This is a genomic window from Candidatus Omnitrophota bacterium (assembly GCA_030695905.1).
Taxonomy (GTDB): domain Bacteria; phylum Omnitrophota; class Gorgyraeia; order 2-01-FULL-45-10; family 2-01-FULL-45-10; genus CAZHPY01.
Window position 1 is genome coordinate 13,553 of record JAUYOL010000028.1, and the last position, 25,582, is coordinate 39,134.

Annotated in this window: 29 protein-coding genes and 3 tRNA genes; 4 read left to right on the forward strand and 28 right to left on the reverse strand. The window is 44.8% G+C overall.

Features of this window, described 5'->3' with window-relative positions; all coding sequences use genetic code 11:
- Window positions 1-9 precede the first annotated feature (9 nt).
- From Q8R38_04290 to Q8R38_04310, 5 genes are read right to left on the reverse strand one after another with little or no spacing between them, the layout of a single operon-like run.
- The gene (locus tag Q8R38_04290; GenBank protein ID MDP3791247.1) at window positions 10-1,218 is read right to left on the reverse strand and encodes a beta-ketoacyl-[acyl-carrier-protein] synthase family protein; all 1,209 of its coding nucleotides are present in this window, start codon (window positions 1,216-1,218) and stop codon (window positions 10-12) included.
- Window positions 1,215-1,652, reverse strand: a complete 438-nt coding sequence (gene fabZ / locus Q8R38_04295; protein MDP3791248.1) for a 3-hydroxyacyl-ACP dehydratase FabZ — start codon at window positions 1,650-1,652, stop codon at window positions 1,215-1,217. The genes Q8R38_04290 and fabZ overlap by 4 nt, the downstream gene beginning before the upstream one ends.
- A gap of 2 nt (window positions 1,653-1,654) precedes the next feature.
- Window positions 1,655-2,935, reverse strand: a complete 1,281-nt coding sequence (locus tag Q8R38_04300) for a beta-ketoacyl-[acyl-carrier-protein] synthase family protein (GenBank protein MDP3791249.1) — start codon at window positions 2,933-2,935, stop codon at window positions 1,655-1,657.
- Window positions 2,916-3,653 (reverse strand): 3-oxoacyl-[acyl-carrier-protein] reductase, encoded by a 738-nt coding sequence (gene fabG / locus Q8R38_04305; protein ID MDP3791250.1) that lies wholly within the window; start codon window positions 3,651-3,653, stop codon window positions 2,916-2,918. Before fabG ends, Q8R38_04300 begins: the two co-directional genes overlap by 20 nt.
- Window positions 3,654-3,662: 9 nt before the next feature.
- Entirely contained in the window at window positions 3,663-4,535 is an 873-nt protein-coding gene (locus tag Q8R38_04310; GenBank protein MDP3791251.1) for a response regulator, read from the reverse strand.
- Window positions 4,536-5,159: 624 nt separating this feature from the next.
- Here Q8R38_04310 and Q8R38_04315 point away from each other — a divergent pair.
- The 4 genes from Q8R38_04315 (at window position 5,160) to Q8R38_04330 (ending at window position 8,249) form a co-directional block, all read left to right on the forward strand.
- A complete protein-coding gene (locus Q8R38_04315) occupies window positions 5,160-5,621 on the forward strand; it encodes a hypothetical protein (GenBank protein ID MDP3791252.1) in 462 nt (153 codons plus the stop codon).
- A 143-nt stretch (window positions 5,622-5,764) separates the two neighbouring features.
- On the forward strand, window positions 5,765-6,232 hold the full coding sequence (locus tag Q8R38_04320) for a DUF2924 domain-containing protein (protein MDP3791253.1): 468 nt from the start codon (window positions 5,765-5,767) through the stop codon (window positions 6,230-6,232).
- A gap of 7 nt (window positions 6,233-6,239) precedes the next feature.
- Window positions 6,240-7,841 (forward strand): recombinase family protein, encoded by a 1,602-nt coding sequence (locus tag Q8R38_04325; GenBank protein ID MDP3791254.1) that lies wholly within the window; start codon window positions 6,240-6,242, stop codon window positions 7,839-7,841.
- Window positions 7,842-7,946: 105 nt separating this feature from the next.
- Window positions 7,947-8,249, forward strand: a complete 303-nt coding sequence (locus Q8R38_04330) for a hypothetical protein (protein ID MDP3791255.1) — start codon at window positions 7,947-7,949, stop codon at window positions 8,247-8,249.
- 375 nt (window positions 8,250-8,624) lie between these two features.
- Here Q8R38_04330 and Q8R38_04335 read toward each other — a convergent pair.
- From Q8R38_04335 to Q8R38_04445, 23 genes are all read right to left on the reverse strand, one after another.
- Window positions 8,625-8,702 (reverse strand) — tRNA-Glu (locus tag Q8R38_04335).
- Between the two features lie 27 nt (window positions 8,703-8,729).
- Window positions 8,730-8,814 (reverse strand) — tRNA-Leu (locus Q8R38_04340).
- A gap of 11 nt (window positions 8,815-8,825) precedes the next feature.
- Window positions 8,826-8,987, reverse strand: a complete 162-nt coding sequence (locus Q8R38_04345) for a hypothetical protein (GenBank protein MDP3791256.1) — start codon at window positions 8,985-8,987, stop codon at window positions 8,826-8,828.
- On the reverse strand, window positions 8,984-9,475 hold the full coding sequence (locus Q8R38_04350; GenBank protein ID MDP3791257.1) for a hypothetical protein: 492 nt from the start codon (window positions 9,473-9,475) through the stop codon (window positions 8,984-8,986). Before Q8R38_04350 ends, Q8R38_04345 begins: the two co-directional genes overlap by 4 nt.
- A gap of 17 nt (window positions 9,476-9,492) precedes the next feature.
- Window positions 9,493-9,744 (reverse strand): GIY-YIG nuclease family protein, encoded by a 252-nt coding sequence (locus Q8R38_04355; protein MDP3791258.1) that lies wholly within the window; start codon window positions 9,742-9,744, stop codon window positions 9,493-9,495.
- Window positions 9,745-9,898: 154 nt separating this feature from the next.
- Window positions 9,899-9,972: transfer RNA gene (locus Q8R38_04360), tRNA-Gln, on the reverse strand.
- Between the two features lie 4 nt (window positions 9,973-9,976).
- A complete protein-coding gene (gene gltX, locus Q8R38_04365) occupies window positions 9,977-11,257 on the reverse strand; it encodes a glutamate--tRNA ligase (protein MDP3791259.1) in 1,281 nt (426 codons plus the stop codon).
- A 4-nt stretch (window positions 11,258-11,261) separates the two neighbouring features.
- A complete protein-coding gene (locus Q8R38_04370; GenBank protein ID MDP3791260.1) occupies window positions 11,262-11,801 on the reverse strand; it encodes a 2-oxoacid:acceptor oxidoreductase family protein in 540 nt (179 codons plus the stop codon).
- A 2-nt stretch (window positions 11,802-11,803) separates the two neighbouring features.
- Complete coding sequence (locus Q8R38_04375) at window positions 11,804-12,565, reverse strand: thiamine pyrophosphate-dependent enzyme (GenBank protein MDP3791261.1); 762 nt, start codon at window positions 12,563-12,565, stop codon at window positions 11,804-11,806.
- Window positions 12,562-13,614 carry a 3-methyl-2-oxobutanoate dehydrogenase subunit VorB gene (locus Q8R38_04380; protein MDP3791262.1) on the reverse strand — a complete coding sequence of 351 codons (1,053 nt, stop codon included), beginning with the start codon at window positions 13,612-13,614 and terminating at the stop codon, window positions 12,562-12,564. The genes Q8R38_04375 and Q8R38_04380 overlap by 4 nt, the downstream gene beginning before the upstream one ends.
- A gap of 2 nt (window positions 13,615-13,616) precedes the next feature.
- Window positions 13,617-13,817 (reverse strand): 4Fe-4S dicluster domain-containing protein, encoded by a 201-nt coding sequence (locus Q8R38_04385; protein MDP3791263.1) that lies wholly within the window; start codon window positions 13,815-13,817, stop codon window positions 13,617-13,619.
- 4 nt (window positions 13,818-13,821) lie between these two features.
- Window positions 13,822-15,723, reverse strand: coding sequence for a 1-deoxy-D-xylulose-5-phosphate synthase (gene dxs / locus Q8R38_04390; protein ID MDP3791264.1), 1,902 nt, complete (start codon window positions 15,721-15,723; stop codon window positions 13,822-13,824).
- On the reverse strand, window positions 15,723-16,535 hold the full coding sequence (locus Q8R38_04395; GenBank protein MDP3791265.1) for a polyprenyl synthetase family protein: 813 nt from the start codon (window positions 16,533-16,535) through the stop codon (window positions 15,723-15,725). The genes dxs and Q8R38_04395 overlap by 1 nt, the downstream gene beginning before the upstream one ends.
- Window positions 16,483-16,749, reverse strand: a complete 267-nt coding sequence (xseB, locus tag Q8R38_04400; GenBank protein ID MDP3791266.1) for an exodeoxyribonuclease VII small subunit — start codon at window positions 16,747-16,749, stop codon at window positions 16,483-16,485. The genes Q8R38_04395 and xseB overlap by 53 nt, the downstream gene beginning before the upstream one ends.
- Window positions 16,750-16,759: 10 nt before the next feature.
- Window positions 16,760-17,971, reverse strand: a complete 1,212-nt coding sequence (gene xseA, locus Q8R38_04405) for an exodeoxyribonuclease VII large subunit (GenBank protein ID MDP3791267.1) — start codon at window positions 17,969-17,971, stop codon at window positions 16,760-16,762.
- Window positions 17,968-19,329 carry an NADPH-dependent glutamate synthase gene (gene gltA / locus Q8R38_04410; protein MDP3791268.1) on the reverse strand — a complete coding sequence of 454 codons (1,362 nt, stop codon included), beginning with the start codon at window positions 19,327-19,329 and terminating at the stop codon, window positions 17,968-17,970. Before gltA ends, xseA begins: the two co-directional genes overlap by 4 nt.
- A 69-nt stretch (window positions 19,330-19,398) precedes the next feature.
- Window positions 19,399-20,244, reverse strand: coding sequence for a sulfide/dihydroorotate dehydrogenase-like FAD/NAD-binding protein (locus tag Q8R38_04415; protein ID MDP3791269.1), 846 nt, complete (start codon window positions 20,242-20,244; stop codon window positions 19,399-19,401).
- Window positions 20,245-20,308: 64 nt separating this feature from the next.
- On the reverse strand, window positions 20,309-21,091 hold the full coding sequence (locus tag Q8R38_04420) for a TIGR00282 family metallophosphoesterase (GenBank protein MDP3791270.1): 783 nt from the start codon (window positions 21,089-21,091) through the stop codon (window positions 20,309-20,311).
- Between the two features lie 10 nt (window positions 21,092-21,101).
- Entirely contained in the window at window positions 21,102-22,673 is a 1,572-nt protein-coding gene (gene rny / locus Q8R38_04425; protein ID MDP3791271.1) for a ribonuclease Y, read from the reverse strand.
- Window positions 22,674-22,806: 133 nt separating this feature from the next.
- A complete protein-coding gene (locus Q8R38_04430) occupies window positions 22,807-23,355 on the reverse strand; it encodes a 5-formyltetrahydrofolate cyclo-ligase (GenBank protein MDP3791272.1) in 549 nt (182 codons plus the stop codon).
- A gap of 21 nt (window positions 23,356-23,376) precedes the next feature.
- On the reverse strand, window positions 23,377-23,769 hold the full coding sequence (nifU, locus tag Q8R38_04435; protein ID MDP3791273.1) for a Fe-S cluster assembly scaffold protein NifU: 393 nt from the start codon (window positions 23,767-23,769) through the stop codon (window positions 23,377-23,379).
- Between the two features lie 2 nt (window positions 23,770-23,771).
- Window positions 23,772-24,938, reverse strand: a complete 1,167-nt coding sequence (gene nifS / locus Q8R38_04440) for a cysteine desulfurase NifS (protein ID MDP3791274.1) — start codon at window positions 24,936-24,938, stop codon at window positions 23,772-23,774.
- Window positions 24,939-24,948: 10 nt separating this feature from the next.
- A complete protein-coding gene (locus tag Q8R38_04445; protein MDP3791275.1) occupies window positions 24,949-25,365 on the reverse strand; it encodes an Rrf2 family transcriptional regulator in 417 nt (138 codons plus the stop codon).
- Window positions 25,366-25,582 lie beyond the last annotated feature (217 nt).

Here is a 25,582-nt window from a genome sequence, read left to right on the forward strand (position 1 = left end):
TTTCTATTATTAGTTTTGAAACTTTTTAATTACAAGACAAGCATTGTTACCGCCGAAAGCAAAGCCATTATTTAGGGCTATATTAATGGTCTGTTTTCTAGAAACATTAGGAACACAATCAATATCGCATTCCGGATCAGGCGTTTCATAATTTATTGTTGGAGGCATTATGTTATTTTCAACTACAAGGCAACAAGTGATAGCTTCAATAGCTGATGCCGCTCCCATAGTATGACCTAACATAGATTTAATTGAGCTTACTGGTATTTTCTTATCGCCAAAGATTTGCTTTATGGCTGCGCATTCCGCCCTATCGTTAAATATGGTTCCTGTCCCATGCGCGCTGATATAATCTATATCATTTGGAGTTAAGCCTGCGTCTTTAAGGGCATTCTTCATACAAGACGCAAGCCCTTCTGCTTGAGGATTAGTCATGTGATGCGCATCACAGCTTAATCCATATCCTAAGATTTCTGCGTATATATGGGCATTTCTCTTTTTCGCCTGGTCTAAAGTCTCTAAAACTACAATACCTGATCCTTCGCCCGGAATAATACCTTTTCTATTCTTGTCAAAAGGCTGGCATTTCTCAGGCGCTGTGGCACTTACCTTATTAAACCCTGTAAACGCGATCCAAGAAAATGAATCAGAGCCTCCTGCCACTATTATATCCGACTCATTAAACTGTAATAAATCGTATCCGTAACCAATGGCATAATTACCTGCGGCACAGGCGGTGGTAAAGATACGGTTTCGTCCTTTTAGCTTAAACTCCATCGCGACAGATGAAGGTATATTATTTAAGGGAGACTGATAAAGAGCTAAATTGCCTACTTCTTTTTGACCCGATTTAATCCAAGTATGGTCGGCTTTCTCAACAGATTGTATCTCACCCATAGTGGTGCCTAAGCAGACGCTTGTCTTATAGTTAGATATAGATCCATCTGATAGCTGAGCGTCTTCTAATGCTAATTTTGTCGCACTCATCGCCAGTTGTGATGCCCTGCCGATTAACCTTATTCTCTTTTTGGAGATAAAATCTTCCGGATTGAAGTTCTTTATTTCTCCGCCTTTATGCGTGACGTGTTTAGATGTGTCATAAGACGCTACCTCGCTGATACCGGATTTTCCCTTTAGCAAATTATCCCAAAAGGCGTTCTTGCCAATACCTATAGAGCTAATAACGCCTAACCCAGTAACTACGACTCTTTTCTTCACACTTTTCTCCTGACAAACACGAATTCACCTGTAGAAATAGTCTCATCTTTTACGGTTGCTTTTACCTTTGCATAAACATTATCTTCCGTAACTCTAACCGCCTCAGATATTATCTTTAGCTCATCCCCAGGTAAAACTGTTTTGAAGAATCTGGTATCTTTTACGACACCTAAATAGAAGTTTAGCTTTTGCTCTTTTTTTTCAGGCTTGTAGACCAAAAATGTTGATGCTTGTGCCATAGCTTCAATAATTGATGTTCCTGGCATAATTGGCTCATCAGGAAAGTGCCCTTCAAAAAATGGTTCGTTAATGCTCACGTTTTTAATGGCAACCACACGTTTTCCCGGCTCCAAATCTATGATTTTATCAATCAAGAGAATAGGATACCTCTGCGGTATAAGGTTCTTTATCTGATTAATATCAAGGGTTATCATGACTATCCTTTATGCTTTCCAATAATCAAAACGCTATTAGCGCCATTAGGTCCGAAGGAATTTATCATTACTTTGCCAAGGTTTTGTTTTCTTGCCTTATTGGGAACATAATCTAAGTCACACATTGGGTCTTTCTCTTCAAGATTAACCGTAGGCGGTATGAAATCTTTTGATATACTGCCCAAAGCAGCAGCTACAGCCATGGCACCCGAAGAACTAAACGATTCACCTATCATAGATTTTATTGCTGTAATTGGTATTTTTAATGCTTTGTCTCCAAAGACTTCTTTTATAGCTTTTGTCTCAACAGCATCAGCATCTTGTGTGGAATTAGCATTAGCAAACACACAGTCTATATCATCGGACTTTAAGCTCGCGTTGGTTAAGGCTAATTTTATTGCTTCAACGATACCTGTTCCTTTAGGATTAAACTTATCTAAACGAAATGGATCAAAGTTAGAACCAACACCTAATACTTCAGCGTAAATATTAGCCTTGCGTTCTTCGGCCTTTTTCAAATCTTCTAAGATAAATACGGCTGATCCTTCTGAAAAAATAATACCATCCCTCCTCTTATCGAACGGGCATGATAATGGTTCTTTATCGTTATTTAAACCTGACAGATACCCTAATCTATAGAATCCGAAGAACGTCTGAAAACACATCTCCTCAACCGCTCCAACTATTACTCTATCGGCTCTATTAGCGTTTATACAATGAATGGCATAGTCTAATGCGTCTATAGAGGCGCAAAATCCTGTGGAAATAGTAGCGTTAGGGCCTTTAACGCCGTAACGAATAGCAACGCGACTCGCAGGTGAATTAACCACGGTATTTGGAAATCTTGACGCATTTACAAAATTAGGCCCCTCTTCCAAAGACTGCCTGTCAAATTGAGACAAGCTGTTTAGGCTACCAAAGGTAGTGCCTATAGATATGCCTGTTACAGGAGAATTGATATTCGATAAATCTATTTGACTATCTTCTAAGGCAAATTTAGTAGCGGATGATAGAAGAGTTGTTGACCTATCCAGATCTATAAGCCCCTTCTTGCCTAAGATATCTACTGGATTAAACCCTGCAATCTCGCCACCTATCTTGACCTTTAAATCAGATGTATCGAATAACGTGATCGGTTTAAAACCAGTTTTGCCTTCTGATAGGCTCTGCCAATATTGATCCTTGCCAATACCTATGGGAGAAATTACGCCTAATCCTGTTATAACAACTCTCTTCTTGTATGAAGTCAAAATTGCCTTCCCTTTATATTGCAAAACCGCCATCAACCTTTATAACTTGACCTGTAATATAAGCAGACTGATCGCTTGCTAAAAATGTTACTACTTTAGCAATTTCCTCAGGTTTCCCGAAACGGCCAAAAGGTATCATTTTAATAAACTGCTCTTTTTGTTTAAGATCCTTTGTCATGTCAGTATCGATGAAACCAGGTGCGATAGCATTTACTCTAATACCAAAAGAAGCTACTTCTTTCGCTAGGGATTTTGTAAGCCCTATTTCGCCTGCTTTAGCGCTTGAGTAATTTACCTGTCGAGGAATTCCTATTACACCAGATACGGATGATATATTTACTATGTTTCCGCTCTTCTGTTTCATCATAGATCCTATACATGCCTTTGCCATATTGAAATAGCCGGTCAAGTTTGTGTTTATAACATCAAGCCATTCTGATGGTTCCATAAATACAAGCGCCTTGTCTTTGGTGATCCCTGCGTTATTAACCAAGATATCAATCTTGCCGAATTTGGTCAGCGTCTCTTCAAGTACATTTTTTGCCTCATCAAATACTCTGACATCGGTTTTTATTGCTTCGGCTTCACCTTTGAGCTCTTTTATTTCGTCTAAAATTATACCGGCGGATTCGTCACTTTTGAGGTATGTAAATACAACTTTGGCGCCATGTTGAATTAACTCAAAGACTATTGCTCTGCCAATACCTCGGGTCCCACCCGTAACTATTGCTATTCTATCCTTTAATAACATATATATTTGCTATCCTTTTACCAGCCTCTGCTCTACACATATATTATTGATAAAGCTTATGAGCTTTTGGTTCATTTCAATTAGCTGCTCATGGTTCATTACATTCTGTATGCATCTTTTCACATTCTTCTGCTGTAGCCGCGTTTCAAACATGCCACCGCGCTCAAATAAACTATGAATTACAATTTCATCGGGTTGTATTTTAATGCCTCTGATCAAATCTATCATGTTTAGAATATCGCCTTCGCTCATCGCATAATCATTTATCAACACAATGTTCGGCTGGTACTCACATAACTCGTGCAATATAATCCCCGACAGACTATCTATGCCACAATATATTACTTTTTTCTCGTATTCTCCCGGGCAAAAATCAGGATTGTTAAACAACCCCGAAGTGAAAGCATACATTTCAATGCTTGGTTCTATGAATAACAATTTTGCTTTAGGAGTTTGTTTACTTATGGACTGCGCTTTTTCTTTAGTCGGATATACCCTTGTATCTTGCTTAATTTTATCTATAACGTAGCGAATCCTACCTATTAACTGGGCAACATCTATAGGTTTCGCAAAAAACCCGTCTATGCCTATCTTTTCAATTTCGCCCTTCACCTCTTCATCGTAGGCGGTCATTATAATTACTTTGGTCTTGGGTTTATCTTTTCGTACGTGCTTTAATATCTGGATACCATCTACACCTGGCATTCGCACATCAAGAAGTATGAGGTCAAGGGTTACGGAATCGATGATTTTAAGCGCTTCATTACCATCAAGCGCGGTAAGCATGTCGTAGCCTAAAGTCGTAAAAAAACCTTGAAGGCCCATCGTTATCTTTTTGTCATCATCTACTACTAATATAACGCCTTTTCCATTATTGTTCATATATCCTCCCGATCCTTTGCCATTAAGCTATCTTTTGTTTATCCACTTATCTATTTCGCTTGTTCTATACCGATAGCGACCTCCTAGCTTATGAAATGGTAATTTCTTGTGGCGCATCCATTTATACAGGGTCATTCTAGATATTTTAAGGTATTTCAGTACCTCTGAAGTTGTCATCAAATCATCTGCCATTTTATGCCTCCTGGCCTGATTTTACATTATTAAACTAAACGTAAACTATCGTAAAGAAAAGTATACACTATATTATAGGAAATGGCAAATGGGCTAATAAAAAGGTTTAATGTACTCATCGAAAAACAAGCCTTTTAGTCAGCTTTTTATCCCTTTTAACAACCCAAAATACCTGCTCTCATCGCCTTGACTTGTGGCAGTTAGTATGGCCTATATGACATGAGGCTAGAGGAAAAGGTTTTCAAGAAAGGAGGCGCGTTCCCATGAGAAAACACATACATATAGGAATATATATAGGGACGATCCTTTTGGAGCGGGATTTGAAGTATCAAAGATGGCTTAAGATGGGACGACCTATGTCGTTTTTACCGCAGGCGAATCCTATCCAAAAAGCCAAATAGGAAGATGTGATCAACGAAAGGAGGCGTTGAAATGATCGCAAAAAAGAAGCAGGCAGTATCGATAGCAGAAGTAAAAAAAGAGGCTGGCTTATACCTAGAAATGCAGGCGGTGATTGGAGATCCCGATGCAAAATATCTAGGCATAGCCAAGGGCGGAGGCAAGTGGTTCAAGAACTACAAGACAGGAACCTTATATCGTACTGATAAAGGCGAGAATGGATATGAGGTTAAAGAAACCCGTAAACCAAAGGAGGGCGCGGTGAAAGCAACTAATAAAAAGGTTAAAATTAGCGGTCCAACTCGGCAGGAGCTTATGGAAGAGGCCAAGGCTAAGAAGATCGCCAACTTCAGAGTTATGAATAAGGTAGAGCTTGCTGAAGCCGTAAAGCCAAGTACAGCAAAGGGTCGAATCGAAGAGATCCAAGAGGCCGCAGTAAAACGCTGGAAATCCGGATGGAAATTCCAGGATAAGAAGAAAACAGAGAAACAATAGGCAACACAGAAAGAGCGCCTTTGGTTAGGGGCGCTCTTCTTTAGGCAGTTATTTAATGCTTAATAAATCTGCCGATACCGCCTTGACTTGTGCCGAATAGTATGGCCTATATGACATGAGGCTAGAGAGGAGGTTTTTCAGCGATGAAAGAGGGCATTTTAGCGAGAATACTGGCTCTTAAAACAGCGTCCTTGTCTGAATTACAAAAGGAATATGAGGCCATATTTGATGGTAAAAAGGCGCCGTCTAATAATAAGACATATCTATGGCAGAAGATTGCCTATCGAATGCAAGAGCTTGGATATGGCAGTCTTCCGGAAGAAGCGCGAGACAAAGCCAAGGAACTGGCTCAAGAATATGATCCTATTAATAATAAGGCACTGCGACCGAATGGTATTAATAATGGCACGGATAAGCGATGTATTTCGCGTGATAGGCGGCTTCCTATGCCGGGTACTCTTATTACCAAAAATTATAAAGGCGTCGAAATCCGAGTCAAAATACTCGAAAAAGGCTTTGAATATAACGGCAAAACTTATAAGACGCTTACTGCGATAGCTAAAGAAATAACCGGATCACATTGGAACGGATACTTGTTTTTCAATTTATAGGTGGGTTATGAAAACGGACATCGCTAAAAAGAGATTGTACTGCGCGATTTACACTCGAAAATCAACTAGCGAGGGTTTAGAGCGAGACTTTACATCTTTGGATAACCAGCGCGAGTCCTCTGAGAGTTATATTAACAGCCAAAAGAGCGAAGGATGGATACTCTTACCGGATCGATATGATGATGGCGGTTATACGGGTGCCAACACCGAAAGGCCTGCCTTGCAGAAGCTCATTGCCGACATAAAAGAAGGCAGAATTAACTGCATTGTAGTCTATAAAGTCGATAGATTATCAAGGTCATTGCTTGACTTCGTTAAACTCTTGGAGCTTTTCGAGAAATATAACGTCGTCTTTGTCTCCGTAACTCAGGCCTTTAACACCAACAATTCTATGGGAAGACTTACATTGAACATTCTGCTGTCTTTCGCCCAATTTGAGCGCGAAATTATCAGTGAACGCGTCAAAGACAAAATGGGCGCTGCCCGCAAGAAAGGCAAATGGCTTGGCGGAAGGACTATATTGGGCTACGATCTCGATAAAGTTAACCATAAGCTTTTAATTAACGAGAAAGACGCAAAAATAGTCTGCGAAATATTCGATTTATACATTAGCGAAAAGTCTTTCCTATCGGTAGCGAAGATTTTGAATGAAAAAGGATATCTTACTAAGAGACACGCAACCAAATCCGGCGATCATGGCGGTATAAAATTCAAGAATACGAATATCCATTTTATAGTGAAGAATGTTTTATATATCGGCAAAGTCAAATATAACGGTGAACTTTACAAAGGCACGCATGAAGCCATAATCTCGGATGAAACGTTCAACAAAGCGCAGGAAATTATCGCTAATAATCGCGTAAGGCGCGATCATTCCGAGAATACGCATAATACTGGCCTCCTCAGCCGTATCTTGCGCTGTAAGGCCTGTAACGGCATTATGTTCCACACATATACCAGTAAGAAAAAAGACCGCAAATACCGCTATTATGTCTGCCTAAATGCCCACAAACGAGGCTACGGCAACTGTCCCACCAAGTCGGTGAATGCTCAGCACATTGAGAATGCCGTAATCGAATCTTTGATTAAAATAGCAGGGGATTCCGAGCTACGGAAAGGCGCTCTCGAGGAGGTAAACAAGCATATCCGGGAAGAGATCGAAGCCCATGACAAAAAAACGAAAGTATTAATCAAGGATGCGCGCAATCTGCATGATAAGATCGACAATTTAAAAGAAACCCTGAAAACTCCGACCGAAAATAAGCGTGAATTGGAGCAGGAACTAAAGACTCTTACGGCTAAATACGGCGAATATGACCGCTTATTGACCGAAGCTCGCTTGAAAGAGATGTCTTTAGGCCAAAAAATCATCACAGACCGTGAGCTTGAGCAGGCATTAATAGTAAATTCGCCCATTTGGGAAACGTTCTTTCCCCAAGAAAAACACAAAGTGCTAAAACTCATGCTTAAAGAAGTTGATTATAGCGGTACGGACGCCAAAATTGGGCTTACGTTAAACCACGGCGGCCTTAAATTCTTATACCTGCTATTACATCCAGAGCTGCAAAAGGATCTGAAGCCCTTCGACAGGCTCAGGGCTTCATCCTGAGCTAAGTCGAAGGATGAAATAAGCGAGGATTTTATGGGAACTGACCTGAAATTTGAATTTAAGGTAGATTTACAACCAGTTAGGCATGCCTCTCCAAGATGCCGCATGGCTAAGATCTCACATGAGCCGAGGCTGCGCCAGTACTTGGTGCTGGCTTATCAAATACAAGAGATGCTTGATAGTGCTAACGCCTTAAGCGCGAAACAAATATCGGAGTGGCTTCATATGACTCCGCCGAGAGTCAGCCAAATCCTGAATTTGCTGTTCTTGAGCCCTGCTATCCAAAAAGAAATCCTTCTGTCAAATGATGAAAAAATCCGCAACTTAACCGAGCATAAAATACTCGCCATCACGAAAGAAATCGAATGGGAAAAGCAGCAAGTTATGTGGAACGACCTTCTAAAATAACCCGCCCTTAGCTATCAAAAGCCTCTCTAGTTAATAATCAGAGAGGCTTTTGCTGTAATGATCCGAATGCAGCGCAGAAGCATTTAATCGAGCCATTGGCGAAACAGTGATAGCTTCTAAACCCAAGAATCTCGCACAAAATCGATTAAATGCCAATGTGTTAAATGTGAGATAGGGAGAGGCAATAAACGCGGACGTTGGCTGAATTCTGGCTGACTTTGCATAATGCGGTCACCACAGCCAAGAGTGGTAAAATCGCTTAAACTGGCGAGATGTTCCTGAATTCCTCGACGACAAATTACAACAAAATAGCCGACATTAAAATGTCGGCTACGATGCTTTATTCTCTACCTCTCTGATTTGAGGTAGTATAAGTGGTAGCCCCATGGGGATTTGAACCCCAGTCTTTAGGCTGAGAACCTAACGTCCTAGGCCGGGCTAGACGATGGGGCCACACAAATTTGGTGCATTGTTAAATTTTGGTGCGCGGGGTGGGATTTGAACCCACACAGCTTGCGCCATATGCCCCTCAAACATACGCGTCTGCCAGTTCCGCCACCCGCGCACGAAACTTATTTAATTGGCTTCTCTTAATTTTTGTCTAACAATTTTTTGCTGCTTCGTTAATACTTTATCGGAGAGCTCGTTCATTAATCTCATGCCTTCCAATTTTTTTAACGGAGATATCGTGAGCCCTTTTGATATCTTCTCTTTTCTTGTTTCCCAGGCAAAACTCATCGTTTCTTCCCAAATATTTTTATCTCTTCTATGTCGCGCAGATCCTTTTCCCTGCCCGACGCTTTTTTCATTTTTATAAAATTTTTAACTGAAATAATTTTCAACGTAAGCTTGCCGACTCTCGCTTTTATCGCATCTTTGTTAGCGACGCTAAAGCTAATGGGGGAATCAACCAAAATATCGACTTCTTCATAACTATCTCGGCCTTTATAAAAGTTGAAGGCCTTCATATTTTTATTCTTAATCCAATCTTTTCTTGTCGCCTGATCTGCGATACCCATGGGATCTACCGGCTGTTTAACATAATATCCCTGATGTTTTAAAATTTTTACGACCTTGCGAAGGTTATTGTCTGTCATGTCCACAAGAATATCCATGTCGAGCGTATTACGATTGCCACCCAGCAAATTGAAGGCAATTCCTCCGACAAGTACATATTTAACCTTCTGCCTTTGAAATTCCCTCAATATCTCTTCATATAATATCATAATTTCACGGCCCTATATTATATTCGATTCGCCGACAAAATCAAGCTTAACTTCTCGGCGCGTGGTAGCTTTTTTATGGCCGCCTCGCGCTTCAATGCCGCGGACCTCGTTGCAACTTTTTGTTTGTAGACAAGTTTGACAGGCGCCCTAACTCTTGTAAACTTAGCCCCTTTTCTTAAATTATGCTCTGATAAGCGCCTATCTATATCTGTTGTTACGCCTGTGTATAGCTTGCTATCTTTACACTCTATAATATAGACTTGCCACATTCGTGTCCTTATAAAGAAACTCGCGTTTGGGTTTTGGCCGATATTATTGCCCAGTGCCAGTCGGCACTTCGTGCCTCCGGTGCAGGGCATTCACCATTCGCCTTAACAATATGGCTGCGCCATGAACCTGAGCCCCGAAGGGGCGAATGGTTCATGGTTGCCCAGTTAGGATTCGAACCTAAACAAGCAGATCCAGAATCTGCTGTGCTACCGTTACACCACCGGGCAACGCTTAACAAAATTTTGAAAGACGCGCGAGGACCTTTTCGCGGCCCAATAATTCCATCATGTCAAATAACCCCGCGCCTACGGTCTTTCCGCTTATCGCGACACGGGTCGGGTGTATCAATTCACCGGCCTTTACCTTTAATTCATCGGCCAGCTTCCTGTAAGCCTCTTCTATCGCCACTTTGCCGAAGTCGGCGCACCCGGTAACGGCGGTTTTGCATCTTTGCACTATCTCTTTTGCGCCGGGCTTATTTAAATATTTTTCTACCGCCTTCTGATCATACTCTATCTCATCGGCAAAAAATATCTTATAGACGCTTACCAGGTCGTCTAACGTGCGGGTCCTCTCTTTATACGCCAAAATTATACTTTTCCATTGCTCGCGGTCGTATTTAGAGCCGAGCACATTTTTAAACTTAAGAAATTCTTCTGCCGCGGCCACAAGTTTTTCTAAGTCCATATTCTTTATATACTGGCCGTTCATCCAGCTTAACTTGTCCATATCGAATATCGCGCCGGTCTTGTTGACGTCCTTTACATCAAATAGTTTTATTATCTCTTCTATGGGCAGCACTTCGACATCATTCCCCGGCGCCCATCCCATCAAAGATAAATAATTCACGAGCGCCTCCGGTAAAAATCCCATATTCTTATACTCGAATATGCTCGTCGCGCCATGGCGCTTCGATAGACGGCCGCCGTCCTTGCTCAGTATAAGCGGTATGTGCGCAAATTTTGGCAGCGGCAGGCCCAGCGCCTCATATAGCATGACCTGTTTGGGCGTATTCGATATATGGTCATCGCCGCGTATAATATGGGTTATCTTCATCTCGTAATCATCCACAACGCACGCGAAATTATACGTCGGGGTGCCGTCCGATTTCATAAGCACCTGGTCCTTTATATCATCGGTTGAAAATTCCACTTTGCCGCGTATCATATCTTCGAAAGATACTTTTTTGCCTTTTTCAACCTTGAATATTATAGCCGGCCCTTCAAGATACGCCAGATTTTTTTCCACCAAAATTTGAGCGTATTTTTTATACACATCAAAACGGTTTGATTGAAATACAAGCTCGTCATCCCAGGACATAAAAAGCCACTTCAAAGATCCCAATATCTCATCGAGATATTCGCTCTTAGAGCGCTCTTTGTCGGTATCCTCTATCCTTAGAATAAATTTACCGTTATTATGGCGGGCGTATAACCAATTAAATAATGCGGTCCTCGCGCTTCCTATATGTAAATAGCCCGTAGGGCTTGGGGCAAATCTTACTTTTACCATTGTATTACGCTTTTGTGTAACCTTTCTCTATAGCTTTTTTATTTAATTGATAGACGCTCTCTTTGTCACCCATCATCTCTTTTAACGCAGCTGTCACCGCTCTTAGGGGAAATATTTTGGAGCGCTTAAGAAGAGCCCCTATGGCTATCATATTCGCGCAGCGGGAACTTCCTAATTTTGAGGCTATCTCCGTCATCGGTATCGAAACCGTCTTTATGTCTTTGCGCGACGGCTTAGCCCGGGCCAAAGACTTATTCATTATCAGTATACCTTTGGGTTTTAATTTCCCCTCGTATTTTGCCATCGATTGTTCATTCATCGCTACTAATATGTCCGGGTTGGCTATTATAGGATTGGCTATCTCTTTATCCGATATTTTGGTGACAGAATACGCTGTGCCGCCGCGCACTTCGGCTCCATAAGCCGGCATCCAGGTAACATTTTTATGCAGATTAAGCCCCGTCTGCGCGATGAGCTTACCCATCAACATTATTCCCTGCCCGCCGAAACCCGCAAATAGTATTTCTGTTGTTTTGTTTTTCATGATCAATATGTTTTAACGACTCCTATGGGGTAGAACGTCGAAACCTCATTCTTAATGCGCTCTACAGATTGTAACGGTGTCATTCCCCAGTACGTCGGACAATTCGATAATACTTCCACCATAGAGAAGCCTTTGCCCTCTATCTGCGTCCTGAACGCCTTTGTAATGGCGCGTTTTGCCCTTAGGATCTCCTGCGCCGAATGTATAGAAACTCGCTCTAAGTATTTAACGCCTGGTAGTATGGACAACATCTCTAATATCTTTAACGGATAGCCGTCATTTCTTAAGCTGCGGCCATGTATAGTAGTCGCCGTCTTCTGGCCCGCCAATGTCGTAGGGGCCAATTGGCCGCCTGTCATGCCGTATACGCCGTTATTTACGAATATTACCGTTATATTTTCTCCCCTATTTGCGGCATGGATTATCTCGGCGGTGCCTATCGCGGCAAGGTCCCCATCCCCCTGATAAGTAAACACGATGTTATCGGGCCTCACCCTTTTTATGGCTGTAGCGACAGCAGGGGTTCTGCCATGCGCCGCCTCGCTGACATCAAAATCCCAATAATCATACGCTATTACGGCGCACCCTACCGGAGCGATACCTATAACACGTTCGCGTATGCCAAATTCGTCTATCGCCTCACAAATAAGCCTATGAACTATGCTGTGGCCGCATCCCGCGCAATAGTGCAACTCTACGTCACGCATACTTTTCGGGCGTGAAAATACCAATACTTCTTCCGTCTTCGGTCTTTTCTTTTTCATGCTAAAGCTTCTATTCTGGTTAAGATCTCCTCGACACTGGGCACGCCGCCGCCGGCCCTGCCGTAAAAATCGACTTCGGCCTTGCCGTTTACGGCTATCATTACGTCCTCTACCATTTGGCCCGCGCTCATCTCCACAACAAGGAATTTCTTTGCCTTTGAGGCTGCTTCATTGATAGTCTTTGAGGGGAACGGCCATAATGTTATAGGCCTTATCAGCCCGACTTTTAATCCTTTCGCGCGCGCCATTTCCATAGACGCTTTTGCCGTCCTGGCAATCGATCCGTAGGCGACCAGTATTATATCGCTGTCTTTGATATTATGCGCGGCAAAGAGCACTTCTTTGCTTTTAATGGTATTGTATTTTTCCTGCAGTTTCTTATTATGCTCCTCGAGCGCGCCTTCCGGAAGGTAAAAAGATCTTACTATATTTGGCGCCCTGCCCTTACAGCCTGTCAGCGCCCATGGTTTGTCGGGTATTTGGGGTTCGGGACCCGGCGTCCGTAATTGTATAGGCTCCATCATCTGCCCTAATAGCCCGTCGCCCAATATAATAACGGGATTCCTGTATTTGTCGGCAATATCAAAAGCCATAAATGTATAATCCATTAATTCCTGCGCTGAAGCGGGGGCCAGTACTATAGATTTATAATCCCCGTGTCCGCCGCCTTTGACGCTTTGAAAATAGTCACTCTGGGCCGGCGCTATATTGCCAAGCCCCGGGCCGCCTCTTTGCATATTAACTATTACGCATGGCAATTCCGCCCCGGCGATATATGATATGCCTTCCTGTTTCAGGCTCATGCCCGGCGAAGATGATGATGTCATGGCCCGTTCACCCGCGGCAGAGGCTCCAAAAACCATATTTATCGCGGCAAGTTCCGATTCTGCCTGTATAAAGACCCCTCCGGTTTCCGACATACGCTTAGCCATGTACGCGGTAAGCTCATTCTGCGGTGTAATGGGATATCCGGCATAAAATTTACAGCCGGCAAGCATAGCCCCTTCGCCGCAAGCCTCATTACCGCACATCAGTATTTTTCTCGTCATAATTATCTATAAACCTCTATAATACATTCCGGGCATACAAGGGCGCACATGGCGCACCCTGAACATTTACCGCCCAAAAACTTAACTGGCTTCACCCCTTTTGCGTTCAATCGATCCGATACCTTTATAAGATTATTGGGGCAATTAACCACGCAAAGGTAACAACCCTTGCACCTATCTTTGTTTATCTTTATCCTTGCCATGTATTTAACCCACAACCTCTCTTGTAATTACATCGCAAATTGCGTCGGGTGTCAAGTTATACTTCGCGAACAGCTCGGCACGGGCGCCATGTTCTATAAATTTGCTTGGCAGGCCTATTCTCCTTACCTTTACACCATTAATATTTTCTCTTTCCATAAATTCTAATACCGCGCTGCCGAATCCGCCCTCAAGCACGCCTTCTTCAATAGTAACTATCCTTTTAGTGCCGCGGCAAACTTCTTCGATAGCCTCTCCGTCGATGGGTTTAACAAACCTGGCATTGATGACAGAGGCATCTATCCTCTTCTTCATCAATAGCGCGGCGACTTCAAGCGCTGTATATACCATAGATCCTATCGCGATAATCGCTATATCCTTGCCGTTCTTGATCACTTCGGCCTTACCGGTCTCGACCGGCGTTTTATTTGCCGCGTGTTTGGCTAAGATAAGATGCGCGTCATTTGACAGCATGGGGGAGGAGCCTCTGGGGTATCTTATCGCCATCGCCTTGGGCTGCCGGACCGCATAATCGATCATCTCCTTTAGTTCATCGGTATCTTTGGGGGCCATCACCATAAGATTGGGTATATGCCGTAAATAGGCGATATCGAAAACACCGTGATGCGTCGGGCCGTCCTCTCCGACCAAGCCTGCTCTATCGAGACAAAATATGACGGGCAGGTTCTGCAGGCAGACATCGTGGACGATCTGGTCATACGAGCGCTGTAAAAATGTGGAGTATATGGAGACTACCGGTTTAAAACCGCCCCTGGCAAGGCCCGCGCTTAACCCCACCGCATGCTCTTCCGATATGCCGACATCAAAAAAACGTTCCGGAAATAGTTTCGCGAAATCATTAAACCCTGTACCGTCTATCATTGCGGCGCTTATACCCACCACCTTGGGATCATTTTGAGCGATTTCGACTATCTTCGCGCTGAAAGCTTCGGTAAACGTCTCTTTCGCGCCTTTGCTAACTGGTATACCCGTCGCGATATCGAAAGGCCCCGTTGAATGAAATGCGCTGGGGGAGTTTTCCGCCGGGCTGTATCCTTTACCTTTCTTTGTTATCGCATGGATTAAAAGAGGTTCGTCCAGATCCGCCACATTCTTAAATACATCCACAAGCTGCGCTATATTATGCCCGTCTATAGGGCCGAAATATCTGAAACCCATCTCTTCGAATAACATCCCCGGTATAAGAAGATTTTTCAGGCCCTCTTCGAGTTTTCTGGCGGCCCTGTATGCCCTGAAACCAAAACGGGGTATTCTTATCAATACTCTTTCCACATCACGCCTTATTTTGTTATAAGCGGGGTTCGTTATTATCCGGTTTAAGTACCTACTCAAGGCTCCGACGCTTTTTGATATCGATAATTCGTTATCATTCAGCACAACTATCACGTTCTTTTTAAGGTGCCCTGTGTGATTAAGCGCTTCGAATGCCATTCCTCCGGCAAGCGCGGCGTCGCCTATTACAACTATCGTTTTCCTATTGTCCTTGTTCAAATCTTTTGCCAGAACAAGGCCCAGCGCGGTCGATATAGATGTCGAGCTATGTCCGCAGGTGACTATGTCATGTTCGGGAGACTCATCTTTATTTGGAAATCCGCTTATACCGCCAAGCTGTCTTAGTGTGGAAAAAGAACGTAACCGGCCCGTCAGTATTTTATGCGCGTAAGCCTGGTGCCCCACATCCCACAAAACCATATCGCGGGGCGTGTTAAACGTATAGTGTATAGCCACCGCGAGCTCTACCGCGCCCAGGCTTGAGGACAGATGCCCGCCCGTCTTCGATACTGTAGATACGATCTGGTCGCGTATCTCTTTAGCGAGCGTGGGCAGTTCGGTAAGTTTTAACTTACGCAGATCACTTACGTCGTTTATCGTATCGACCAATCTCATTATATGATCCTCTTTACAGAGTAATCGGCCATAGCCTTTAGCTTGTCCGCTTTTTTACCGAATATCTTAAGTTCTTTTTTCGCTCTCTCTATAAACACAGCCGCTTCTTTGCGTGCTCCCGCGCCTCCATCCAAAAGATCATCGACTGCCTGGAAGGATAGGCCAAAATTTAACCCAAATTTTTGAAGCGCGGCCGTTTCTCTGCGGCCCGCGCCCGCGACAATCGCGCCTGCCTTTGTTGATACCTCAAAAAGTTTCGCGGTTTTAAGAAGGTTTATCTTCTTTAATATATTCCTGTCTTTCTTATCCTGAAATTCCATATCAAGCGCCTGCCCGCCCACCATCCCATTCACACCAACTGCTTCTGACACTTCTTGTATTATCTCGAGGCCCGCTTTTGCGTGGGTATGTCTTGCTATTATGCCAAACGCCAAGGTAAGCAGCGCGTCCCCGGCAAGAATCGCGTTCGCTTCCCCAAACACTTTATGGCAAGTCGGCTTACCCCGGCGAAGATCATCATTGTCCATCGCCGGAAGATCATCGTGTATAAGCGAGTATGTATGTATAAATTCTATCGCGCACGCTATCGGCATAGCGTCTTTAACAGAACCGGCGCAAACCCTTGCCGACTCTATTAAAATTAGAGGCCTTATCCGTTTTCCCCCCGAAAGAACACTGTATCTGACGGCTTTTTGTATTATACCGTCGCCTTTTGGCAGATACTTTTCCAGATTTTTATCTATCTCTATAAGGGCCAAACTATTTCTGAACTTTCTTTTTGGATTCTGCCTTTTCTTCGGCCATTGTCTCATCGAACGGCTTGAGCTCTACAGAGCCATCTTCCGACTTTAAAAGGATCTCCACTTTCTTCTTCGCGACTTCAAGTTTTTTCGCGCAAAGTTTTGACAATTTTATACCTTCTTCGTACTTGCCAAGCGCGTCATCCAAAGATAAATTGCCGCTTTCAAGATCATCCACTATCTTCTCAAGTTTTTTTAACGCGTCTTCGAACTTTATCTCAGCCATCGCTTCCCCCTTATTCTATATTTTCTACCCTGCTTATAAATTTTCCATGACCCAATTTTGTCTCCACGGTATCGCCTATCTCCAGCGACTTGGCGTCTTTTACTATTGTGCCCTCGGGCATCTTAGCGGTAATGCTGTAACCTCTCCCTAATATCGATACCGGGCTCAAAACTTCGAGCTTGCTTAATATGCGGTTAAATTTCTCACCACACATATCGACTATATGATCTATCCTTATAGACATATCTTTTCTAAGGTCGTCCACGCGCTGTTCCTGCTGAATAATATAATTTAACGGCTGCCTTAGAACATACGCGCCTTGAAGGCTGCGCAACTTTTCTCTTAAAGCATCTATAATTCCAAAAGCCGCGTTATTTAAGCGCGTAGTGGCAGTATTTATCAGCCTGGTAAGATCCTCTTTTTTTGGAATAACGAGCTCTGCCGCCGCCGAAGGCGTGGGGGCCCGAAAATCCGCTACAAAATCCGATATCGTAAAATCTATCTCGTGGCCCACCGCGCTTATTACGGGTATTGCGGAAGAGAATATCGCGCGCGCCACGACCTCCTCATTAAAGGGCCACAGGTCTTCAAGACTGCCTCCTCCGCGTCCCACTATCATGACATCTATATTCTTAAGTTCGTTGAATTGCCTTATCGCAGCGGATATTTCATCTTTAGCTTCGACGCCTTGTACCTTTACAGGATTTATAATTATCTCCACATTGGAAAATCTGCGCCTGGCTATATTCAGTATATCCTGTATCGCTGCGCCCGTAGGGCTTGTCACGACGCCTATCCTCGTCGGAAGAAACGGTATCGGCACTTTATATTTCTCGTCAAAAAGGCCTTCCTTCTGCAATTTTTCCTTTAACTGCTGAAACTGCAGTTGCAGCGCGCCCACTCCTTTAGGCTCTATCTCTTCTACTATAAGCTGATAATCACCGCGGGCCTCGTAAACGCTTACCGAGCCGAATGCTATTATCTTCATCCCGCTCTTTAAATTAAACTTCAGTTTTTCATTCGCGCGCTTAAACATCGCGCACTTTATAACAGAGTTGGCGTCCTTAAGGCTAAAATACATGTGGCCCGAAGTATGAAGTATGAAATTCGACATCTCGCCTTCCACCCATACACCGGGAAATGAGTCCTCTATTATCACCCGTATATACTTGGTGAGTTCCGAGACCGAATATACATGTTTCTCTTTTTGCTCGTTCTTCATCTTCTTAGATATGTATCTATCGCGCGGGCCGCGCGCTTGCCCGCGCCCATCGCAGAAATTACCGTAGCGGCGCCCGTAACTATATCGCCGCCGGCGAATACGCCTTTAATAGAAGTCATGCCGTCTTTATCGGTAATAATATTCCCATTCTCATTAAGTTTAAGGTCGCGCATCATCGCCGGTAATAAAGGATTAGGTCCCTGGCCTATAGCGCAAATAACCGTATCTATCTTCATCTTGAAATCAGAGCCTTTTACCGGCACCGGCCTGCGCCGAGAGCTCGCGTCCGGCTCTCCGAGCTCATTGCGCATCAACTGGGTTTCTTTTACCCATCCATTATCATCGCCGGAAAATTTTACCGGATGCGTCAACAGCTCAAACTTTATCCCCTCTTCTTTCGCCCTATGGATCTCGTCTATACGCGCCGGCATCTCTTTTTCCGTACGGCGATAAATAATATATACCTCTTTCGCGCCGAGCCTTAAGGCGCACCTGGCGGAGTCCATGGCCACATTACCGGCGCCGACAACGGCCGCGATATCGCCGACTTTTACGGGAGTCTCATACTCCGGAAAAAGATATGACTTCATAAGATTTGTTCTTGTTAAAAATTCATTTGCCGAATATATACCGTTTAAAGATTCTCCTTCTACCCCAAGAAAATATGGCAGGCCCGCGCCAATACCTATGAAGAACGCCTTAAACCCGTCGCCCCTTAATTCGTCTATAGTCTTTGTCTTACCGGCAAGAAAGTTAACTTCTATCTTTACCCCGAGGCTTCTAACATAATCTATATCCCATTCGACTATGTTCTTCGGAAGCCTGAATTCAGGAATCCCATAAGCCAGGACCCCGCCTGTTTTATGCAGGGATTCGAATATCGTAACGTCATACCCCGCTCTGGCAAGCTCACCCGCGCAAGTGATTCCGGACGGGCCTGAGCCGATTATCGCGACCTTCGGGCCTGTAACCTGACGGCTCCGTGAGCCGGTGGCTTTCTTCACATGCGCCATTTCCCAATCCGCCGCGAAACGCTCGAGATCGCCTATCCCGATAGGCGCGTCTTTTTTAGCTAATATGCATGTCTTTTCACACTGGTCTTCCTGCGGACAGACTCTGCCGCAAACTGCCGGAAGAGCATTCTTCTCTCTTATCTTTAAAACCGCTTTTTCAAATTCGCCCCTGGCTATATGATTTATAAACTCTGGTATATTTATCTCTACGGGACAGCCGCCTACACAAAGCGCTTTTTTACATTGTAAGCACCTTGAGGCCTCTTTCTTTGCCTCATCCTCGGTAAGGCCCAGAGCCACCTCATTAAAATTTTTTATTCTATCTCTTGGATCTTGCGTTCTCATAATAATCTATCCCACCGCCGCGGTGAAACCGTAGTTATCTACATAACACCGCGGCGGTGTCCATAGTTCTCATCTATATGCGCAATTCTTATGCCCGGCCTGGAAGGCTTCGAATGACTTCTTCTCTTCTGCCAAAAATCTTTTCTGGCGTTTTAAAAACAGATCCCAGTCCACAAGATGGCCGTCGAATTCCGGTCCGTCAACACAAACAAATTGGGTCTTCCCGCCCACAATGACCCTGCATGTCCCGCACATGCCTGTGGCATCGACCATATTCGCGTCCAATGACACCAGTGTCTTTATGCCGCAAGGTCTTGTGCATTCAGAAACGGCCTTCATCATTATGTCCGGCCCGACACAATAGCATATATTAAATATCTTCTTCGCGGTTATCTCACGCAGCGGCCCTGTCACCAGGCCCTTTACGCCGTAAGAGCCGTCGTCTGTTGTAACAATCAAATCGTCGCTATATTGCTTTAATTCTTTTTCTAAAATTACAAGCTCTTTTGTCCGGCCGCCAATTATCGTAAAGACATAATTATCGTTGGATTTCGCGTATTTGGCTATCGGCAGGATCTCCGCTATGCCGACGCCGCCGGCGACCAATACTGCGTTGCCGATTTTTCCAAAATCTGTCGCCTTGCCAAGCGGGCCGAGCAGGTCCGATATCGAATCTCCGGCCTTAAGGCATCCGAGCCTCTTTGTCGTTGTGCCGGCTTCCTGGAATATTATTGTTACGGTACCTTTTTTCGGATCGGAATCGTTTATGGTAAGCGGTATACGCTCGCCGGTCTCGTCTATCTTCACGATAACGAATTGCCCGGCCTTCGCGTTCTTCGCGATAACGGGCGCATCGAGCGACACCTTCCACATCACCGAATTGAGCTTCGTCTTCTCGAGAATTTTATGCGGCATACCGTTTACCTTATACCCTCCCGGTGGGTAAGACGTGCCTTACCCACCGGGAGGGTAATTCTTATTAAGCCAGCTTCTCCTGGACGCGTTTGATAGATTCGGCCTTGCCTGTCTTTTCATCTATATCTATTATCGCGCCGTGAAGCTGAACGTCGCCTTCGGCCATCTCAAACTTTGTCGGCATCTGCGATATGAATCGCGTAAGGATCTGCTCTTTATTCCTGCCTATGACTGAATCGAAAGGTCCCGTCATACCCGCGTCTGTCAGAAAAGCCGTGCCTTTCGGCAGGATCTTCTCATCGGCAGTCTGGACATGTGTATGCGTACCTATGATAGCGCTTACCGACCCGTCGAGAAACCAGCCCATCGCCATCTTCTCGCTCGTCGCTTCGGCATGGATATCGACTATTATCACCCTTGCCTTGTTCTTTATCCTGTCTACTTCGGCCTTCGCGGCCCTGAACGGACACTCGATGGCCTGCATAAAAACACGGCCCTGCAGGTTTATTACGCCGACTTCCACTCCGGACTTCGATTCAACCACCGTAGACCCGGAGCCCGGAGACTCGCGTGGATAATTCGCGGGACGCAATATCCTGGCATCCTGCGACAATCTGTCTGATATCTCTTTGCGCTTCCAGATATGATCGCCCGATGTTATAACATCGATGCCATAACCCAATAATTCATCGACGAGCATAGGAGTTATTCCCGAGCCGCCCGCGACATTTTCACCGTTGGCCACGATAAAATCTATCTTCTCTCTCTTTACAATCTTGGGAACAAGCTCTTTTATCGCGTGCCTTCCAGGCTCGCCTACTATGTCACCGATGAACAATACCCTCATGGAAACTCCTTTATTTCGCGTATTCTACGGCTCTGGTCTCCCGTATAACCGTAACTTTGATCTGCCCGGGGAATTCTAACCCTTCCTCGATCTTCTTAGTTATATCGCGCGCCATCACAGCCGCCTGGGCATCCGTTATCTTATCCGGCTGGACTATTACGCGCACTTCGCGCCCCGCCTGTATAGCATAGGCCTTCTCGACACCTTTGAATGAATCGGCTATCGACTCAAGCTTCTCAAGCCTCTTTACATACGTCTCGAGCGTTTCGCGTCTGGCGCCTGGGCGAGCCGCGCTTATAGCGTCTGCCGCCTGGGCTAATACCGCCAAAAGCGTCTTAGGTTCTATATCCTGATGATGCGCCTCTATCGCGTGGCAAATATTTTCGGGTTCATTGTATTTACGCGCGAGATCCGAGCCTATTTTCGCGTGAGTACCTTCGACTTCGTGGCTTACGGCTTTACCAAGGTCATGAAGCAGCCCTATCCTTTTGGCCAGAGTAAAATCGAGCTTCAACTCATTTGCCATTACGCCCATAAGATACGCGACTTCTTTGGAGTGCTGCAGCACATTTTGGCCGTAACTGGTCCTGTATCTTAGCCTTCCTAAAAGCTTCACTATCTCCGGATGGAGGCCGTGTAATCCGGCATCGAAGAGAGCTTTCTCTCCTTCTTCTGCCATCGATTTCTCCATCTCTTTCTTGGTTTTCTCTACGACTTCCTCGATCCTTCCGGGGTGAATACGCCCATCTTCAAGCAATTTTTCTAAGGAGAGTTTGGCTATCTCGCGCTTTACAGGATCAAACCCTGACAGTATCACCGCTCCCGGAGTATCATCGATAATAACGTCTACCCCGGTCGCTATTTCAAGGGCGCGTATATTCCTGCCTTCACGCCCGATTATTCTGCCCTTCATCTCATCGCTCGGCAGATTTACAACGCTTACCGTCGTCTCGACCGTATGCTCTACCGCGCATTTTTGTATAGCCAGACCCACTATCTTTCGCGCTTCCTTATCGGCTTTCTCCTTCGCTTCTTCCTCGACGCGTTTGATCATTATCGCGGCTTCCTGCTTGACATCGTCTTCGAGCCGCCTTAATAATACCTGACGCGCCTCATCCTTCGTCATCCCAGAAACTTTCTGCAGCTTATCCTTTTCCTCCTGGATCATGGCTTCAAGCGTCTTCTCTTTCGTCTGCATATGCTTCTCTTTTTCAACAAGAGTGGAATCACGCCTATCAAGATCCTTGTCTTTTCTGTCAATGATGTCGGCCTTTCTATCCATGTTCTCTTCTTTTTGGTTCAGGCGCTTTTCCAACACATTCAGTTCCTGGCGCCTGGTCCTGGATTCATGCTCAAACTCCGTCCTTAACTTCAGAAGAAGGTCTTTGGATTCAAGCTCTGCCTGACGACGAATCTTGTCCGATTCATTTGCGGCACTCTCTAATGTTTTTTTAGCTCTCTCTTCAGCGTTTTTTAATTTCTTTGTGGCATAGCGCTTCCTGATAAAATACCCAAGCATGAAAAATATGACAGCGCCGATGCCCGCCAGCCCTATGGTGGTCAACAATGTGTCCTGGTGCATAAAACTTCCTCCTCTATAGAATGAACCGTAGAAGATAAAGCCATAATGACGGCTTTTAATACGCCGCTTATCAAAACGCTTATCTTACAACGGGTTACGCTGTGATTGTTTCGCTTCGCGGAATCGTCTAAACTCAACCACTAACGATTTTCGAGACGGGAATGTCGTGTGGGTCTTTGGGAAGATCTTCCAGGACCTGGAAGTCAAATGCCAGGCCGATAGCCTTGGTTGCAGCTGGTAAGCCTGATAAGAATCTGTCGTAGTAGCCGTGACCTCGCCCTAACCTTATGTTATTTTTATCAAACGCGATGCCCGGAACTACAACCAAATCTATATCATCTAAAGGGACTTCTTCTACCCTGTCGTACCTGGGTTGATATATCCCAAAATGCTGACTTTCTAAATCTTCCAGCCTATTTTTAATTTCGCCCGCTATCAATCTCTTCTCTTCCTTCAAAATTACAGGAACACAAACCCTTTTTCCCGCTTTAAGCGCCTCGTCTATCATGAAGCAGGTATCTACTTCATCCTTCAACGAGACATAAAACATCACAACCTTTGCCTTTTTAAACTCCTCTTCGTCAAATAGCTTATCCTTTATTATACCACTTTTTCTGGATTTTTCAAGCGGCGAATGCGCCCTAAGCTTCTCTTTTATGTGCTTCCTGATCTTATGCTTCACCGCAGCTCTTCTTTCCCTTAATTATCCCTTGATATTACTCTTTTTACTCATATAATCGTTAATAGCGCTTCTTAAGGCCTCTTCGGCCAATACCGAACAATGCATCTTTATCTTAGGCAAGCCTCCCAATGCTTCCGCGACGGCCCTATTAGAGACCTTGAGAGCCTCTTCTATCGTCTTACCCTTCACCAGATCCGTGACCATGCTTGACGTAGCTATGGCAGCGCCGCATCCGAATGTCTTAAATTTAGCATCAGTGATTACTCCCTTATCGTCCACTTTGATATAAAGCCGCATAATGTCTCCGCAAACAGGATTGCCCACATTCCCTACACCGCTTGCGTCAGGAATCTCTCCGACATTATGAGGATTCTTGAAATGCTCCATTACCTTCTCTGAATATTGACCTTCCATCTCTATTTCCCTTTCTCATATAACGGCGACATCGCGCGCAGCCTCTTTATTATCGGAGGCAATACGCTGATTACATAATCGATCTCTTCTTTGGTATTATCCCTGCCCAATGAAAATCTCACCGAACCTTGAGTATTGACGGCATCGACGCCCATCGCGCTAAGAACATGCGACGGCTCTAATGTTCCCGATGTACATGCCGAACCGGTTGAAACCGCTATGCCTTCCATATCGAGATTTAATATTATAGACTCACCCTCCAGATACGTAAAACTTACATTCAGCGTATTGGGCAATCTTTTTTCAGGGTGGCCGTTTAGTTTTATATCTTCTATATTTGCCGTTATGCCTTTATATAGATAATCCCTTAGGTCTTTTATCTTATCCTCTTGCGCGATCTCCTGCTTCGCGAGTTCCGCGGCGCGGCCGAGCCCGACGATGCCGGCTACATTTTCCGTACCGGCGCGCTTGCCCATTTCATGGTGTCCGCCATGCATCTGGGGCGTTATTTTTGTCCCTTTCTTCAGATATAAAGCTCCCATGCCTTTGGGACCGTAAATCTTGTGGGCTGACATCGATAACAGATCCACATTCATCTGGCTTGCCGCAAATGAAAGTTTTCCCACAGCCTGAACAGCATCCGTATGAAAATAGATGCCTTTTTCTTTCGCGATCCGAACCATCTCTTCTATAGACTCGATCGTTCCTATCTCATTGTTCGCGTACATCAGCGTTATAAGCATAGTCTTGTCGGTGATCGCTTTTTTTAGATCTTGCGGATTTATCATGCCGTACTGGTCGGCACCCAGATATGTGACACTATACCCTTCTTTCTCCAAAAACTTACATGTATTCAGTACCGCGTGGTGCTCTATTGCCGATGTTATTATATGATTTCCTTTTGATTTTAACGCATGGGCTACGCCCTTTATCGCGTAATTGTCGGATTCTGTCCCGCCCGACGTGAAGATGATCTCTTCGGCGCTGGCAGCGCCCAAAAGATCCGCCACTTTCGCGCGAGCCGCATCTATTGCTTTACGCGCGGTCCTGCCAAATTGATGCACGCTGGACGCGTTGCCATAGACATCCTTCATGAACGGCAGCATCGCTTCTAAAACTTCCGCTCTCATTTTTGTTGTAGCATTATTATCGAGATATACCTGCCTCATGTGCACCTTCCTATTTTTTGCCGCAAAGATCTTCCAGTGTTACCGATTCCAGACAATCGTCGATGGCCTTCGCCAATTTCGCCCATACTGTTTTTGCCACACATGTACTTTTGCGCTGGCACACGCTCTTCCATCCTTCGCGTCCAGCCGCGCAATCGACAGGCGTAATACTGCCCTCGAGAGTCTTTACTATGTCACCTACCGTGATCCGGCCGGGATCCTTGGAAAGCATATACCCTCCCGACGGGCCCCTGACACTTTTTACCAGGTTCTCGCGCCTTAACTTATTGAGCAACTGCTCTAAATATACGCTGGATATGCCTTCTCTATCCGAAATATCTTTAATAGATACCGCGCACTTGCCCTGGGCCATGGCAATATTCACCATCGCCCGTAAACCATATGTCGATTTCGTCGAAAGCTTCATGCGGGTATTTTCTCATACCTGACAAGAATGGTCAAGTATAAAATATAAGTAAATTTTCTCCACCCACAAGAGCCCTCGAGGGATGGGGTACCTCGCGGGAACGCTTACTTTTCCCCTGCGAGGAAAAGTAAGCTCGGACTCATTGCTCGCTCTCCCGCCAAATAATGTAGAATAGCCCTATATGTTATGCGGTAGCCTTGTTTTTAAAGGTATTTGG

What these genes read in the sequence shown, in the direction of transcription:
- Q8R38_04320 (MDP3791253.1), top strand. Translation starts at nt 5,765, where the DNA reads ATGAAAGAGGGCATTTTAGCGAGAATACTGGCTCTTAAAACAGCGTCC.
- fabZ (MDP3791248.1), bottom strand. Translation starts at nt 1,652, where the DNA reads ATGATAACCCTTGATATTAATCAGATAAAGAACCTTATACCGCAGAGG.
- dxs (MDP3791264.1), bottom strand. Translation starts at nt 15,723, where the DNA reads ATGAGATTGGTCGATACGATAAACGACGTAAGTGATCTGCGTAAGTTA.
- Q8R38_04370 (MDP3791260.1), bottom strand. Translation starts at nt 11,801, where the DNA reads ATGAAAAACAAAACAACAGAAATACTATTTGCGGGTTTCGGCGGGCAG.
- Q8R38_04310 (MDP3791251.1), bottom strand. Translation starts at nt 4,535, where the DNA reads ATGAACAATAATGGAAAAGGCGTTATATTAGTAGTAGATGATGACAAA.
- gltA (MDP3791268.1), bottom strand. Translation starts at nt 19,329, where the DNA reads ATGAGAACGCAAGATCCAAGAGATAGAATAAAAAATTTTAATGAGGTG.
- Q8R38_04315 (MDP3791252.1), top strand. Translation starts at nt 5,160, where the DNA reads ATGATCGCAAAAAAGAAGCAGGCAGTATCGATAGCAGAAGTAAAAAAA.
- Q8R38_04330 (MDP3791255.1), top strand. Translation starts at nt 7,947, where the DNA reads ATGGCTAAGATCTCACATGAGCCGAGGCTGCGCCAGTACTTGGTGCTG.
- Q8R38_04380 (MDP3791262.1), bottom strand. Translation starts at nt 13,614, where the DNA reads ATGACGAGAAAAATACTGATGTGCGGTAATGAGGCTTGCGGCGAAGGG.
- xseA (MDP3791267.1), bottom strand. Translation starts at nt 17,971, where the DNA reads ATGAAGAACGAGCAAAAAGAGAAACATGTATATTCGGTCTCGGAACTC.
- Q8R38_04385 (MDP3791263.1), bottom strand. Translation starts at nt 13,817, where the DNA reads ATGGCAAGGATAAAGATAAACAAAGATAGGTGCAAGGGTTGTTACCTT.
- Q8R38_04420 (MDP3791270.1), bottom strand. Translation starts at nt 21,091, where the DNA reads ATGAGGGTATTGTTCATCGGTGACATAGTAGGCGAGCCTGGAAGGCAC.
- Q8R38_04300 (MDP3791249.1), bottom strand. Translation starts at nt 2,935, where the DNA reads ATGGCGGTTTTGCAATATAAAGGGAAGGCAATTTTGACTTCATACAAG.
- Q8R38_04395 (MDP3791265.1), bottom strand. Translation starts at nt 16,535, where the DNA reads ATGAGACAATGGCCGAAGAAAAGGCAGAATCCAAAAAGAAAGTTCAGA.
- Q8R38_04445 (MDP3791275.1), bottom strand. Translation starts at nt 25,365, where the DNA reads ATGAAGCTTTCGACGAAATCGACATATGGTTTACGGGCGATGGTGAAT.
- xseB (MDP3791266.1), bottom strand. Translation starts at nt 16,749, where the DNA reads ATGGCTGAGATAAAGTTCGAAGACGCGTTAAAAAAACTTGAGAAGATA.
- Q8R38_04350 (MDP3791257.1), bottom strand. Translation starts at nt 9,475, where the DNA reads ATGATATTATATGAAGAGATATTGAGGGAATTTCAAAGGCAGAAGGTT.
- Q8R38_04415 (MDP3791269.1), bottom strand. Translation starts at nt 20,244, where the DNA reads ATGCCGCATAAAATTCTCGAGAAGACGAAGCTCAATTCGGTGATGTGG.
- Q8R38_04375 (MDP3791261.1), bottom strand. Translation starts at nt 12,565, where the DNA reads ATGAAAAAGAAAAGACCGAAGACGGAAGAAGTATTGGTATTTTCACGC.
- fabG (MDP3791250.1), bottom strand. Translation starts at nt 3,653, where the DNA reads ATGTTATTAAAGGATAGAATAGCAATAGTTACGGGTGGGACCCGAGGT.
- Q8R38_04355 (MDP3791258.1), bottom strand. Translation starts at nt 9,744, where the DNA reads ATGTGGCAAGTCTATATTATAGAGTGTAAAGATAGCAAGCTATACACA.
- rny (MDP3791271.1), bottom strand. Translation starts at nt 22,673, where the DNA reads ATGCACCAGGACACATTGTTGACCACCATAGGGCTGGCGGGCATCGGC.
- Q8R38_04345 (MDP3791256.1), bottom strand. Translation starts at nt 8,987, where the DNA reads ATGAGTTTTGCCTGGGAAACAAGAAAAGAGAAGATATCAAAAGGGCTC.
- nifS (MDP3791274.1), bottom strand. Translation starts at nt 24,938, where the DNA reads ATGAGGCAGGTATATCTCGATAATAATGCTACAACAAAAATGAGAGCG.
- nifU (MDP3791273.1), bottom strand. Translation starts at nt 23,769, where the DNA reads ATGGAAGGTCAATATTCAGAGAAGGTAATGGAGCATTTCAAGAATCCT.
- gltX (MDP3791259.1), bottom strand. Translation starts at nt 11,257, where the DNA reads ATGGTAAAAGTAAGATTTGCCCCAAGCCCTACGGGCTATTTACATATA.
- Q8R38_04325 (MDP3791254.1), top strand. Translation starts at nt 6,240, where the DNA reads ATGAAAACGGACATCGCTAAAAAGAGATTGTACTGCGCGATTTACACT.